This window comes from candidate division TA06 bacterium B3_TA06 (assembly GCA_005223075.1).
Classification (GTDB): domain Bacteria; phylum Hydrothermota; class Tepidihabitantia; order B3-TA06; family B3-TA06; genus B3-TA06.
The window spans coordinates 103768-117537 of record NJBO01000004.1 but is presented as its reverse complement, the minus strand read 5'-3'; the positions used below and the strand labels follow the sequence as shown (position 1 = coordinate 117537).

The 13770-nt window shown below is 53.7% G+C and carries 12 protein-coding genes and 1 tRNA gene; 5 read left to right on the top strand and 8 right to left on the bottom strand.

Translation table 11 applies throughout. The annotated features are described in order from the left end of the window. The first annotated feature begins 1 nt into the window (after position 1). Together CEE36_04010 and CEE36_04005 are read left to right on the top strand one after the other, a co-directional pair. Complete coding sequence (locus CEE36_04010) at positions 2–1273, top strand: lactate utilization protein C (protein TKJ43507.1); 1272 nt, start codon at positions 2–4, stop codon at positions 1271–1273. Beyond that, entirely contained in the window at positions 1273–2346 is a 1074-nt protein-coding gene (locus CEE36_04005; GenBank protein ID TKJ43506.1) for a malate dehydrogenase, read from the top strand. Before CEE36_04010 ends, CEE36_04005 begins: the two co-directional genes overlap by 1 nt. Positions 2347–2380: 34 nt before the next feature. On the opposite strand, the gene CEE36_04000 is transcribed toward CEE36_04005, so the two are convergent. Further along, a complete protein-coding gene (locus tag CEE36_04000) occupies positions 2381–3208 on the bottom strand; it encodes a hypothetical protein (GenBank protein ID TKJ43505.1) in 828 nt (275 codons plus the stop codon). 179 nt (positions 3209–3387) lie between these two features. Here CEE36_04000 and CEE36_03995 point away from each other — a divergent pair, with 179 nt between their 5' ends. Beyond that, the gene (locus CEE36_03995; GenBank protein TKJ43504.1) at positions 3388–4128 is read left to right on the top strand and encodes a hypothetical protein; all 741 of its coding nucleotides are present in this window, start codon (positions 3388–3390) and stop codon (positions 4126–4128) included. Here CEE36_03995 and CEE36_03990 read toward each other — a convergent pair. Beyond that, positions 4125–5258 (bottom strand): hypothetical protein, encoded by a 1134-nt coding sequence (locus CEE36_03990; protein ID TKJ43503.1) that lies wholly within the window; start codon positions 5256–5258, stop codon positions 4125–4127. The two genes, CEE36_03995 and CEE36_03990, sit on opposite strands and share 4 nt — an antisense overlap. A gap of 90 nt (positions 5259–5348) precedes the next feature. Between CEE36_03990 and CEE36_03985 the strand changes: the two genes are divergently transcribed. After that, entirely contained in the window at positions 5349–5942 is a 594-nt protein-coding gene (locus tag CEE36_03985) for a hypothetical protein (protein TKJ43502.1), read from the top strand. On the opposite strand, the gene CEE36_03980 is transcribed toward CEE36_03985, so the two are convergent. The 5 genes from CEE36_03980 to CEE36_03960 all read right to left on the bottom strand — a co-directional run bounded on the left by CEE36_03980 (position 5939) and on the right by CEE36_03960 (position 11850). Next, positions 5939–7399 (bottom strand): hypothetical protein, encoded by a 1461-nt coding sequence (locus tag CEE36_03980; protein ID TKJ43501.1) that lies wholly within the window; start codon positions 7397–7399, stop codon positions 5939–5941. The two genes, CEE36_03985 and CEE36_03980, sit on opposite strands and share 4 nt — an antisense overlap. 131 nt (positions 7400–7530) lie before the next feature. Beyond that, a complete protein-coding gene (locus tag CEE36_03975; protein TKJ43500.1) occupies positions 7531–8004 on the bottom strand; it encodes a hypothetical protein in 474 nt (157 codons plus the stop codon). Between the two features lie 76 nt (positions 8005–8080). Continuing rightward, entirely contained in the window at positions 8081–8971 is an 891-nt protein-coding gene (locus CEE36_03970; GenBank protein TKJ43499.1) for a hypothetical protein, read from the bottom strand. Continuing rightward, the gene (locus tag CEE36_03965; GenBank protein TKJ43498.1) at positions 8950–10314 is read right to left on the bottom strand and encodes a hypothetical protein; all 1365 of its coding nucleotides are present in this window, start codon (positions 10312–10314) and stop codon (positions 8950–8952) included. Before CEE36_03965 ends, CEE36_03970 begins: the two co-directional genes overlap by 22 nt. Positions 10315–10365: 51 nt before the next feature. Further along, positions 10366–11850: a hypothetical protein gene (locus CEE36_03960; protein ID TKJ43497.1), complete on the bottom strand. Its 1485-nt coding sequence runs from the start codon at positions 11848–11850 to the stop codon at positions 10366–10368. Positions 11851–12102: 252 nt separating this feature from the next. On the opposite strand from CEE36_03960, the gene CEE36_03955 reads away from it, so the two are divergent. Beyond that, positions 12103–12177 (top strand) — tRNA-Glu (locus CEE36_03955). 168 nt (positions 12178–12345) lie between these two features. Here CEE36_03955 and CEE36_03950 read toward each other — a convergent pair. Next, positions 12346–13686, bottom strand: coding sequence for an integrase (locus CEE36_03950; protein ID TKJ43496.1), 1341 nt, complete (start codon positions 13684–13686; stop codon positions 12346–12348). Positions 13687–13770: the final 84 nt, after the last annotated feature.

Genomic DNA, 13770 nt, shown 5'->3' with positions numbered 1-13770 from the left:
GATGGATGCCAGTAAGGAATTCAATGCCTACAAAAGAACAATCTACAAGGCGCTCAAGGACAAGTTCTTAAAGACCGCGCTGGAGCGTGCGGTCAAAGCATTCCGCTCCAACCGTGACAAGGCCCTGGCCGCTTTCCCTGAGGTGGTCGAAAAACGCGAGCGCTTCCAGGAGATAAAGGACAGGGTGATTGACGATCTGGAAGGCTACGTTGCCAAAGCACGCGAAGCATTAGAAAAGAACCATGCCCACACATACTTCGCAGAGGACGCACAGCGGGCAAACGAGATTCTTAAAGACATAATCGGCACCGGCAAGATGATCGTCAAGGCAAAGTCCATCACCTCCGAGGAGCTCGAGTTCAACCACGTGATGGCCGATTACGGCAACACGGTATATGAGACCGATCTGGGCGAGTTCATCGTGCAGCTTCTGGGCGAGCGCCCCATGCACATCCTTGCCCCGGCAGTACACGTTCCCCGCGAACGCACCGCCAAGATATTCTCCGAGGTCGCAGGCCGCGAACTGCCTGCCGATCCGGAGAAGCTTGCCATGTTCGCAAGAGAGTTCTTACGTGACAAGTATTTCAAAGCCGACGTCGGTTTCTCCGGTGCGAACTTCATCACCGCGGATACGGGCACCATCTTTCTTGTGGAGAACGAGGGCAACATCCGCTTCGCCACCAACGCGCCAGAGGTGCACGTTGCGGTGATCGGAGTGGAGAAGCTCATGCCAACGCTTGCCGACGCCATGCTCGGCCTTGAGGTGCTCATGCGCTACGCAGGCTACTTGGTGACTGCCTACGTCTCAATGATCTCAGGCCCTGCCAAGACCGGCGACATCGAGAAGGTGGTGGTGTATGGTGCGCACGGCCCCAAGGAACTGCACGTGATATTTCTGGATAACGGTCGCATAAAAGCAGCGACCGACCCTGTCTACCGGGACATGCTTCGCTGCCTGCGATGCGGTGCGTGCATGTACGAGTGTGCGATCTATCCCCTGGTATCCGGACACTGGGGATACCGCTACATGGGCGGGATCGGTGTGCCCTGGACAGCACTGATCTCAGGAGGACTGGAAAAGGCCGCACCCCTTGCCTACTCCTGCGCTTTATGCGGCCGGTGCAAGGAGATATGCCCGGCAGGGATAGATTCTGCAAAGCTCATCGAGCGACTGCGTGACGATATGAAGAAGGAAGGACTTGTACCGGCATTCATCCGCGAGATGGCCGAGATGGTTTTGGAAACGGGGACGCCATACCCCAAGGAGGATTGATGCCTAGAGTTAAGATAGAGCCTTTAAGAGAATTCACAGTTAATTCGTTCGAGAAACTTGGAATGTCGCACGAGAACGCAGAGATCACGGCGGACGTGCTTATCGCATCCGACCGGCGCGGGATCGCCTCCCACGGAGTAGCTAGACTTGTCCGTTACGTAGATGGGATCAGGAAAGGCACGATGGACCCCAAGGCCGAGCCCACGATCATCAAGGAGACGCCTACAACCCTTCTTGTGAACGGCAACGCAGGGCTGGGTCAGGCGATATCGGTCAAGACCATGCGAAAGGTTATCGAGAAGGCCCGCAAGATGGGGCTTGCTGCGGCTGTGGTTCGCAACTCCAACCACTACGGGATAGCCGGCTACTGCGCGATGATGGCGCTTGAGTATGATCTTATAGGATTTTCTGCAACCAACTCCGCTCCACTTGTGGTTCCGACATTCGGCAAGGATGCGGTGCTGGGCACAAACCCCATCGCCATCGCCGTGCCCGCGGGCAAGGAGCGGCGCTTTGTTCTGGATATGGCCACATCCACCGTTCCCAGAGGCAAGCTTGAGGTCTACAACCGGCTGGGCAAGGACATTCCCGAGACGTGGGCAACGGACGAAGCGGGTCATTCCACCACCGATCCGGGTAAGGTCTTAAAGAATCTATTGGATCGTGCCGGCGGCGGACTTGCGCCACTTGGCGGCGCAGGCGAGGAAAGCAGAGGCTACAAGGGATATGATCTGGCAGCGGTGGTTGAGATACTCTCAGGCGGCTTAAGCCTTGCCTCCATGGGAACCGAGGTCTACGGGCGCAAGGGCGAACCGCCCGATGTCTGCCACTTCCTTGCCGCGATTGATCCTGCCGCTTTCGGTGATACGAACGAGTTCAAGGAGAGGATGGACTCGTTCATCCGCATGCTCAAGAACACCCCCAAACAGGAAGGTGCCGAGCGCATCTGGATCGCGGGCGAGAAGGAAGCCGAAGCCGAAGACCGCAATGCCACAGAGGTCGATGTAGACGAACCGACCATGGAGAAGTTACGTACTATAGCCAGTGAACTCGAGATAAACTTTCCCTTCTAGGGAGAAGAAATTATCTGGAGGAGTTGGGGGGCGTTTAAGTAGTAGATTGTTTCTTTGCCTGTCTTCTTCGGGTAAGCCAAGCTATAACCACCACAATACCTGCAAGTGCCAGGGTTCCCAAAATCTTGGATTCCGGATGGCCGATACGATGGGCCAATCCTCCGGGTAAGAGATCGCCCAGGATCATCTGCGGAAGCATCACCAGAATCGGGGCTAAAAGGTTGCGCGTGAGTCTGGCAACACCGGCAAGAAGAATCCCGACGAAGAAGGTAAACGGAAACACGGAGCCCCAGTAGAAACCAACGGAAGAAAACGCAGCAGGAACCGTGAGGTCTGTTCCCCAAAGAACAAGTGGAGAGAAGGCATAAAGCAGAGCCGAACCCAAAACCGCCGCGAGAAAACCGTAGGATCGCTCAAACCGTGAAGCAAGCCAACCCCGGTAGAAGAACTCCACTGCAGCCAGATGGTAAAGTGCGCCTAAAAAATAAGCCGTACCCTGGAGGGGATCAGGTAGCAGCGGGAATTCTCCTAAGGCAAAAGAACGAGAGACGGCAAACCAGCCGGCGAGCAGTCCGAGCGGCAGACCGATCGCCACAGCCAATCCTATGTGACGCCGCGTAATCCCAATAAAAGAAAGACCGCGCTTCTCTATAAGCCGCACAAAAAGGAGGGGGGCGATCAGGAATCCAAGATCCTCAGTGGGTTTGAGCCACTCAAGAAGTGAAGGTGCGCGCGGCCCGGCAAGGCGCGAGAACTGAAGTATACTGGAGGTGAAAATCCAGAGTCCAACGGGAACAAGATCGCCCCAATGTGGATTCCACCTGAATACACGAAAAGGAATCTTGAAAACCTGGTCGTCCACCAACTATTCTCCCCACCTCATACAGATTGTCAACCTGCCCGTAACACACCCGTAACACACCTGCCTATGGCCTTTGGAACCTTCAGATCCCCTTTTTGTTGATTACTATTGCGAGGACTAACTCCGCAAGCATCACAGCTCTGATTGACAAAAGGTCCCCTACAGGTATTCTTCAATTGATGGAGAACGAGATACTTCAAGGCATCAAGGCCCTCTCCTTCGACTTCTGGTACACAATAGGCCGTTATGAGACCGAGGAAGAGTGGAAGCGTCAGGACCAGATAAGGGTGAAGGAGTTTAAGCAAATACTTGCGGAGCGCGGTGTTGAGATCTCGAAATCCCAGATAGGATGCACATTGCAGGATGTAGGAGCGGAGTGCGAGGCGGAGAGGCTAAAAACCGAGATGGAGATCTCCTCCCGTGAGGTCGTATCCCGTTTTCTCACGCGGTTAGGTATTCGCAAGCAGATTGCAGGCGGCCTTTCGGAGCTTCTGCGCTCATTCGATGAGGCGCTGCTTAAAGTAACAATTGTTGCAGAACCGCAAGCCATCGAGGTGCTTGCCGAACTCAAGCGCCGCGGCTGCACACTTGCATTACTTTCGAATACATCCCACGGGCACATAATCCGCCGGATCATGGACCGCGAAGGCTTAAGCCCCTTCTTCGACCACCTCCTCTACACAGACGAGATAGGTCCACGCAAGCCAAATCCTCAAGCGTTTAGGATACTGCTGGATCGCGTGGATACGGAGCCGAAGGAAACGGCTCATATCGGTGATCGGCTTGAGCTTGACGTCCTTGGTGCGCGCCGGTCAGGTATCCGCAGCATACTTTATGCATCCAACCGCGACACCTGCTATAACGGCCTCCCTCGCCCTCATTTCTGTATACATAGTCTGGGGGAGCTGATCGAGGATTAGGGACTGCTTCTGCTTTTATTGCGAAGCGACCGCAAGTTCAAAGGATATAAAAGGGACATGGCCAAACCGCGTATCTCACTCTTAAGGGAAGAGATGTAGAGCTCCTCCTTGGCTTCGCATATCTCGTGACACACAGGAAACGGCTCGCGCCCCACCCTGGTCAGGAACTCGTAGTGCTGGCGGCTGAACCAGATGTCGCGTGCCTTCTTGGAGCGGATGTTTCCGAACGAGTAACCGCCCATCACGGTGCAGGCGATGAAGTTGCCCACCGGATTGATGTTGATAAAGTAGTGGTAGGGACACCGGAAGAGGCGGCGGCCTCTCATTATCCCCAGTACCCGCTCCACCAGCCTTTTGGCCTGTTCGGCCCCCTTGGTTATAAGCCCCATCCTGACCAGCTCCTGCCTCAGCCATGCTACTTGTTCCGGGGTAGGCTTGAGTGATTCTCTAACCGGAATCATGTGGGAACGTGCGATCTTGCGGCCATTCCAGACAGTTCTCTCTACACCTTCAACCGTGTTCTCCCAGACTATCCCGAATGCAAGGCCGTCAAGTTCCTGGGAGGCAACGAATCGGTACATATCAGGGATGAACTCTATATTGAGTTTGGTCAGAACGGCGTAGATGTCTATCAAAGGATACGGTGTGCCAAGCTCTTCCCTAGCCTCTTTAAGAATCTCCACGCCCCGACGCGAGCGCTCCCAGGAACCTTTCAACCCACGCAGGGTATCGTTAACCTCGTTGGGCGCGTCTATGGAGAAGCGCACCTTGGAGATACCGGCTCCGATCAGCTCACGGGCAAGCTCAGGAGTCATGGCCATACCGTTGGTGATGAGGTTGCAGCTGGTGAATTTGCGTATGTAGCGCACGATCTCAGGCAGATCCTTGCGTAGCAGCGGCTCGGTAGAGGTGATGCGGAAGCGCTTGACATGTAAATCCTTGACCAGCTGGTAGACCAGGTCTTTGATCTCGTCCAGGGTGAGCTTGTCTTGCTCGGACTGCCAGTGCATCTGCCATCGCTGACAGATCAAACATCGCTGGTTGCAGACGGTATTTACCGAAAGGTTAGCCACCGGCGCAAATCCCCTAGCGAAGAGACCGATCTCCTCGAAGGCGCGCTTGAGGTTCATGAAGCAATTGTAACAAGAAAGCCACCGAACGCAACATTTCTTTAGAGTGTTGCGTCTTTCTTGTGAATCGTTAGGCGAAAAGGAGGATAGATGCGAAAGCTTTTGCTAGCCGGAGCGGTACTCATGATGACTGCCTGTTTCAACTATACGTCGGTAATGAAGATTGAACCTGACGGCCGAGGCACCCTCAAAATGAAAGTTGATGTACCTTACACTAAAAAAGTCCCAATCAAAATAGAAGGGTTCGAGCCCGGCCATACCTTTGGAGCGGGCTGGCATACAACCGCCATTTCCGTCGACACCCTGGACACCATCAGAGCCTATAGGCTTGAAGGCAGGTTCGACAGTATAAGCGCCATCCCTAATCTGCTTGGAGACGAGAGCCTCCTGATACTCAAGGAGGAATCTGAGGCCGGCTCAGCCCGCTGCCACCTTTCAAGAACCTACTTTTCGAGTAAGGAAAGGGCCAACATTAAATCAATGAAGTCCCTCGTCAAAACACTGATCGGATACAATCCTGATTCTTATGCTGGTATGTGGCGAGAAAAGATAGTGGTTCCCGGCAGGATAATAAAGCACAACGCAACAAGGCAGAAAGGTGACACCTTGATTTGGGAGTGCAGGACTGTCGACGTGTTGGAGAAGGGGTTAATTATGGAAGCCAGCTGGGAGGTAAGCCCTTAGATAGAGCCAGCCACCAACTTACCGCGGCGGATGACCGCCTGGGGATGGAAATTGAGGGAGACGAACGGATCTTCATCGAACACCAGAAGGTCGGCCTGCATGCCTTCCTTAACCGAACCGATGCGATCTTCAAGGTGCATGGCGTAGACACCATGATAGGTGTAGGCGGCAACCGCTTCCTCTGGGGTAATACGTTCTTCAACTATAGGATGGCTCAGAAACGCCTTGATCCCCTCTGCTGGATCAGGTGCAGTTATGGGTGCATCCGAACCGGCGGCGATCCGGATACCGGCATCTAAGATAGAACGGTAAGGATTGGTCCAGCGCAGGCGATCGCCCAGACGCTCGGCATACATCCCCCCCTCTTGCCCCCAGATAGCCTCGAACATCGGCTGCACACCAAGGATAACCCCAAGTTTTGCCGCTCGTTCTATAAGATCAGGTGGAAGCAACTCCGCGTGTTCTATGCGGTGCCTTCTAGGGTTGCCCGGTTCTATCACCTTCTGGTAGGCGCTTAAAAGCTGCCCGATCGCCTCGTCCCCTATGGCATGGAAGGTCATCTGCAGCCCGGCGTCCTCAGCGCAGTGCACCAGCGCATCCAGCTCCTTCTGGGAGAAGTAAAGGATGCCGTGGTTGCCGGGTGCGTCGCTGTACGGCTCGCGAAGCGCTGCGGTGCGGGAGCCGAATGAGCCGTCTATGAGTATGCATCCCCCTAAACGGCTAAGTTCAAGATCGCATATCTTGCCGACATCCCGATTCTGCGGAAAGAGTGCGGCCTCTATGCCTAGTCTCGCACCTGTTGATCTTATGATCTCCACATCCCCAAGGCTCGCTTCATCGCCTATCATGACCGCGGCAGCGGTCACCCCCTTAGCAAGGAGATCCGCTCCTGCCTTGATGAAAGCCTCGATCCTGACATCACGCGGAATACGTTCCTGCATGCGTTCTACCGCAAGTTCATTGAATCGCCCGGTGAGATGATCGTTGGCGTGTTCGATGGGCTGATCATATAGCAACCAGCGCCGCGCCGCCTTGTTCAGATATACGGAGTGACCGTCCTCACGGCGAATCAGAATTGGAACATCTTTCGATATCTTGTCAAGATCAGACGTAAGTGGCTCCCAGTCTGTCTCCTTTAACCTTTCCGGAGCCAAGTTGAATGCGTAAAGGAATCCAAGCTTGCGAGCAGTGGGAAGATACGATGAGAGCGAGGGAAAAAACTCCTCTCTGCTACGAATCTCCCGGAGGTCAAGGAAGACAAGCGAATACCCGTATTCAAGAAGATGTATGTGAGAATCTATATACCCAGGCAAGAGCACCTTGTTCTCGTAAGTCCCGGCGTCGGCTGAGGATTCAACCCTTCCGATCCTGGCAATCCTGGAGCCTTCAACCAAAAGATCGGCTCGCAAGGATTTGCGCGGTGGGGAGTGGATCAAGGCATCTTTGAATAGAATCATCCGATCTCCATGAGACTCACAAGTTCAATATGAGCGGTCTTGGGGAACATATCAGCCCCGACCGGCCTCCAGATGCTCCAACCCGTCACCGCACGTAACCAACTCCTCTATCTGAACGTTGAAGGCCTGGGCTACCATGCAAGCAGTGTGCTGCGTACGATCTCATCTGCTGCCCGCTCAAGCAGCTGCCGAATGCCCTCTTCCTCATCCAACTCGGCGTCAAGCACCTCTGAGGTGGTTTTTCTATCATCCCAAAGTACGGTGTTCTTTACCTGATCCCGGCACTGGCTTTCAAAGCGCAGTTCGTATTTCCACTGGGATACGTTACGCGAAGCATCGTAGACAGCCGCGGTGCGTCTATAGCCGGTGATACTGACCCTGAGAACGAGATCGGCCGAGGCGTCCGATGAAACACGCAGACGACCGCTTCGGGTGAAGGCCAATACAACCCCGTCCCTGAGGTTCTCGGCAAGAAGGGGACGCAGGGTCTTGTTCTCAACATCGGAGATATAGATCGTTTTAAGATACGAAGGCAGGAGAGCGCGGGTTGAGTATCCACAACATCCCACGAGCAGCAATGCTCCAAAGATCACCATCTTACGCATTGTTCATTATCCCAATAGAGCAAACAAAGTCAAGGTGGCTGCAGGAGCTCGACTCAATTGACACACAACGACTTCATCACTTCTTGTCCAGAGGATAGTCAAACACATATACCTTCTTGACACGCTCGTGGAACTTCATACCTAAGTGTTGTAGTATCTTGTGCTTGCGTTTACTGGCTGCGAAGGCCAGGAACCTCACGCCATCCGGTAGGGAGGCGAGTTTCGCTTGAGCCAGTTTGCTCAATATCTCAAGGGAGCGCTCATCGCCCTCAAGAAACGCAATCTCTCGACTTTCAGGCGTATAGCGGTTCCTCATAAGAACCAGCACTCCACCGACTTCAGGGGTCACGTAAACCAACCCATCCTCCAGGAGGGAACGGAAAAGCTCTTCTGTGAAATTACGGAACTTCCAGGTATGGGGCAAGAGTCCCTTTGAGGCGACAAACTCTTCGCTGGATCGGACGAGTGCCCAGGCCTTCTCGGTGACCTCTGCACCGGCGAGGAACTCCTTTTCATCTAACTCTACTTTCCGCAATGTACCTAAAGGCTCCCTCTGCTCGAAGTAATCAAAGACCACGTACTCCTGGAATCCAAGGTGATGTATTATCGCAAGGCTTGCGGTGTTGACGTCGGCGGTGGAAAGCCTTATGCTCTTGGGGCTTGCGGCAAGTGCCAGCCTTAACTGCTCCTCGGCAATCTCGCGTCCCAGGCCCTTTCTGCGATGTTCCTCGGCTACGCGTATGGCTTCTAGCCAGATCTCTCCAGGAGATAGCTCCGTGGTCTTGGTGATACCGACTATCTCCCCTTCAATCTCGGCAACGTAGAGTCCGCCCTCCTTTATCCACTCATCAAGGTAGAGGGGAACGTAGTCCCAACCCTCCCAGGTGGCGGATGCTATCCTCAGGATTCCATCACGATCCTTGAAAGTCGCCTCGCGAAGTTTTATCATAGCGCTCCCTTCTTCCATTTACCTGAGGCGAAGTATCCTCCGTTAACCGCGGTCTCAACCACGACGGACGCGCCTATCGCCAGCCAGACACCTGTGGTATCCATCCCGACTATTTGACTTAACACGAAAGCCAACGGAAGCTTGACTATCCAGTTTGCCGCCACTGCGGCCACGGCAGGGCCTAGGGTTCGTCCTGCACCGTACTGAGCTCCGGACCACGCCATGGAGAAGGGTAAGATCAAAAGGAACGGTGCCAAAACCCGCAGGTAAGCCGATCCGACCTTTATCACCTCATCCTGCCCCGGGGCAAAGACGCCGACGAGCCAACCGGCGGCGAGGAAAAGAAGTGTCGAGAGAATGACTTGCAGCAGGAACCCGGATAGACCGCTCAGACGAACGATGCGTGACGCCGCAAGAGGTTTCCTAGCACCTAGATACTGTCCCACAAGGGACTGGGTGGCAACCGTAAGGCCTGTGAGGAATATAAAGGGGATGCCTATGATCCGAAGCCCCACAGTGAATGCGGCCTGAGCGACAACACCGGAAAGACCAATGATGTAGAACATCGCCATGCCGGTCAACGGCCTGGTGATCCCCTGAATCATGGCAAAGAAGCCGACCTTGAGGAAACGGACGAGAATCGCTAGCCGTGGTGGAACCACTCCAAGCAAGCCTCTTCTGCTCAGGATTATGAGTGCTGCTATCACGTTGAACAGGGTAGCCACAGCGGTGGCGATTCCTGCCCCAAGCACACCCAAGCGGGGAAAACCCAGCCAGCCGAAGATCAACAAGGGATCGAGCACCAGGTTAATAACGTTGGAGCCCGCGGAAACGAGAAGCGGGGAAAGGGTATCGCCTGTTGCCTGCATAGCGGTGAAGGAGGCAGCAGAAAAGTAAACAAACGGCAGGATAACAAAAAGGATCACAAGGTAAGGAGTGCCCACCTTCATCACCTCCGGACTGGCACCGAACAGGGAAAGTATAGGCCTGCTCAAAGGGACGCCAGCAAGGGCTAAAATCACACCTAGGGATAGGGCCAGGAGGAGGCCGTGAAAGAGCGCAGCCTGGGCCTGAGAACGGTCGTTGGCTCCTGCGAAACGGGCCACGAAAGCCATCGTAGGTGCGTTTGTCAACTGGGAAAGCGCGACAAGAACCCAGAATACCGAGCCTGCTACACCCACCGCGGCAAGAGCAACTGAACCCAACCGACCGATCCAGAACGCGTCCACTATGGTCATAAGCTGGGTAAGAAGGGTAGACAGGGCAACCGGCCAGGCCACAAAGATAATCGTGCCCAGCCCTGCATTCTTCAGGTTGACGACACTTAACGGCTTATCTCGTGACCGTGGAGGAGGCATCATGGATCCCGGTGGTCAGCGAAACAGGGATTACTTAAAAGCCAGGCCCTGCTGCTACTGGGCCTCCCCGCGGAACCTCTCAGGCTGGGTGGGTTGTATCTCCTCCTCTTGAATCGGCTCTTCGGGCTGCTCCTCTTCGGGTAGGGGGGCTTCCTCAGTGGCTTCCTCTTCTTCTACGGGTTCAGGGTTGTAGATCGCGTTGATCGCGCACCAGATTTTGAGCGCTTCGTCTTCCTTTACTCTTGCAAAACGCAGGTAGTTGATCTCGCGCATACGCATCTGGGGAGTCCAGTCATACTGGCTTTCCAGGTCTGTGGCCCAGACAACGGGCATCTCTTCTTCAGATGCGAACGCTAGATTCAGGTACTCTGCCTCTGTAGCATAAAGGTCTGCAATAGCCAAGAGCTTATCCTGGATATCCGGGAACTGAGGCGCTATCCGCTTAAGATATGCAGCGGCAAAGTCACGATCCTCGGCAAGCTGCTTGTACATCCAGGCGTTGGCGTCGACGATGCGATTGAAGTCCTCTGCTCTGAGGTTATGGAACGCACCCGTTTCAAGGGCCTGAATCCAATTCTTCATCACCTCGAGGCCACAGTAGTAGTCCCCGATGCGCTCGGTCTCAAGAACCTCCTGAGCTATCGCGAAGGAACGGATGATGGCTTCCATTAGGGTCGGGGGAACATCGCGTCCCTCAATAAGATAAACCTTTTTGGGAAAGGCCTCGGCCAGCGTGTAGCCTGTACGTTTACTCTCGTAGACCCGGACAAGGAACTCTCGTCCGGACTTCTGGTACCCGGTTATTATACCCCAGTCCGGGAAAGCCGCCAACTGAAAGGCGATAACAGGACTACCTGCATCAACCGTCTGGATTATAGCATCACGCACGGCTTCAACGTTGCGCATGTTCTCCTCTAACTCGAGGTATCGGTACTCATAACCCAAGGCCCCCAAGGCTACAAGATCACAGCGGTACCCTTCGGAAGCGAGAACTGCCGAGATATCCCAGTTATGGTGCATCTGAAGACGAAAAGCTGCCCCAGAAAGCCCCATTAGCATGGTATAGTCAAGCGTATCCTTGAGGTAGTTCGCTGTCCGGGCAAGCGAGAGAATAAATGAGTTATTCATCCCTTCTTTCTCATCCAAGGGTCCTATTCCCTGTAGCAGAACCGCATCCGACGTGTATTCAAGCTCAGGCAGTTGTTGCTCGAGGTAGAGTCCCATCTGACCCGGAGGAAAGATGAAGCTCAGGGTTTCCTCGCCGCGGTCAAAGATAACCTCGACCGAATCCACGGCCAGCTTCTTTACCGCTTCCAGCTCCTCTATGGACTGGACCCAGTTCCCATCATAGGAACGCAAGATATCGCCTTCCTTGATACCCACCTGATCGGCCATACTGCCTGGAACGATTCCAACCACCAATAAGAAGGGTTCATCAGAGGGTCGTCCGTTCGAACGTTCGCCTCGCTTCGCGGCGTAACCCACAGTGAACAACCCTGCGATAAGGAGAAGTGGAAGGAGTTTCCACGCAAACTTCATGATGCCTCCTTAAAATTTCTTTCTACCGCCACCACAAAGGCGGTATATCCGACTTATCTCCTCCATAAAATTAGCGACCTGCATTCCACACTCAAGAGTTTACACGAAAATACGCATCTTGCAAGCCCCCTAAAGATAATTAATTTTCGGCAGTTGTCAAGACCGTCCAAGCGTAACACGCGATCTTCCACTGCACATCCCTATAGGTCTTAAGCTTGACAAATCAAGCCTTGTGGATAGAATTGGCCTTGTGGCGCTATCGTCTAGTCCGGCCTAGGACACCTGGTTCTCAGCCAGGAGACTGGGGTTCGAATCCCCATAGCGCTATTAAGCCCCGAGAAGTTACGACGTAACTTCTCGGGGACCCCCTTTATTTACCCCACGTCTTTGCTTCGCGACCTCGTGGGGACCCCAATCAAAACTCCCCGAGTATCCCACGTCAGACCCTGTTGCCTCACATAAGAATCCACTTGAAATGAATACCTGTTGCCTCATTTAAATTCTACCTGACCGAAGGACGACGCTTGCGGAGTAAATCTTCACGCTGTCCAGTCCTGATTTGTCCCTCGTTCTTCTCCTGGGTAGATATCTGAATAGCTGCTGCTGATAACATGTAATCTTCCTCTTCAGTTCAGCAGGATTTAAGCTTCTGTACTGTTCACTCAACACTTGCTTTGCCTCTTTTTCTATCTGCTCACACTCCAGTAATTGCTTAAAGGGGGTTCTCGCCTTATCATAGCGCTTGGTGACCCTGCTGCCTATTCTGGTCTTCTCCACAAGCTTCATCACCGGCTGAAAGTAGTTCACGTATACTCTGAGAACTTCGTACAGCTCGTTCAGCACCTTCAAAGCACTTTCACCTCTGTATCTGCCATAACCTACAGTCCTGCGCACTATGTTACCGTTCTTCTGCTCTACGCAGAAGTTGTCGTTCTTCTTGTAGGGGCGGGAGTGGGTAAAGGTTATCCCTTCTTTCTCACAGTACTTTTCCAGATGGTCGTTGATGAACTCGGAGCCGCCGTCAGAGTGCAGCCCATCTATTTGGAAGGGGATACGGCCAAGGCTGTACTGCAATGCCTCAAACACCCACACCTGAGCCTTGTTGCGAACCGCACGAACCTCGGTCCAGCCGCTGCAGGGGTCCGTCATAACCAGGCTGCAGGTGTATTCGCCTCTAGTGGTCCCCCCGTTGTGCTCCACCAGATCCACCTGTAGATGACCAGGCTTAGTTCTGTCCCACTCAGAGAAGGTCTTTAGTGGTATCCGGTTAAGAAGCGAACTCTCAGACCTCAATCTGGGCTTTGTATTGTACTTCTTCCTCTCCGGCGCAAGTAGTCTGTCTATGGTTGCAGCACTTATCCTTGTAAGCTTTTCGGCAGTCTCGGTGTTTACAGTCAACTCCTTGTGGCGAATAAGAATAGGCACTATCTCCTTAAGATACGGAGCCAGTCGCTTGCCGCAGATCGAGTCACAGATAAGCCATACCTCCCTGAGTGCCACAAATACCTTGTGATCGTAGATACGGCGTCTTCTCCTGGTATGCTTGGGAGGGCTGCGCTTGCCCCACGTCCTCAAGACCCAACAAGCATGATGCCTGGTGTAGCCGGTCAAGACCACAAACTCATCCAGTATCTTTGTTTTCTCCCTCTTCCTAGCCCTCTGATAGCGTCCTACTGTTTCCTTAATCACCGCTCTCCTTTCTCTTAACGTCAGCGTGCCCCTTGAGTGCCTGGTGCACTCATAGGGTACAGTGCCATATGACCGCCTCCTTTTCTTGTTCTTAATGGAAACGATCATACTCTGATCCACGTTCATGTGGATTTTTACGTGAGGCAACCAGACATGTTATTCCGCAAGCGTCATCCTTCGGTCAGGTGGATTTTTGATGAGGCAATGCGCAGACTTGACAATTACTTCTCC

Coding starts and splice junctions, on each gene's coding strand:
- CEE36_03985 (TKJ43502.1), top strand. CDS start 5,349: ATGCGAAAGCTTTTGCTAGCCGGAGCGGTACTCATGATGACTGCCTGT.
- CEE36_03970 (TKJ43499.1), bottom strand. CDS start 8,971: ATGGAAGAAGGGAGCGCTATGATAAAACTTCGCGAGGCGACTTTCAAG.
- CEE36_04005 (TKJ43506.1), top strand. CDS start 1,273: ATGCCTAGAGTTAAGATAGAGCCTTTAAGAGAATTCACAGTTAATTCG.
- CEE36_03995 (TKJ43504.1), top strand. CDS start 3,388: ATGGAGAACGAGATACTTCAAGGCATCAAGGCCCTCTCCTTCGACTTC.
- CEE36_03960 (TKJ43497.1), bottom strand. CDS start 11,850: ATGAAGTTTGCGTGGAAACTCCTTCCACTTCTCCTTATCGCAGGGTTG.
- CEE36_03975 (TKJ43500.1), bottom strand. CDS start 8,004: ATGCGTAAGATGGTGATCTTTGGAGCATTGCTGCTCGTGGGATGTTGT.
- CEE36_03965 (TKJ43498.1), bottom strand. CDS start 10,314: ATGATGCCTCCTCCACGGTCACGAGATAAGCCGTTAAGTGTCGTCAAC.
- CEE36_04010 (TKJ43507.1), top strand. CDS start 2: ATGGATGCCAGTAAGGAATTCAATGCCTACAAAAGAACAATCTACAAG.
- CEE36_03980 (TKJ43501.1), bottom strand. CDS start 7,399: ATGATTCTATTCAAAGATGCCTTGATCCACTCCCCACCGCGCAAATCC.
- CEE36_03990 (TKJ43503.1), bottom strand. CDS start 5,258: ATGAACCTCAAGCGCGCCTTCGAGGAGATCGGTCTCTTCGCTAGGGGA.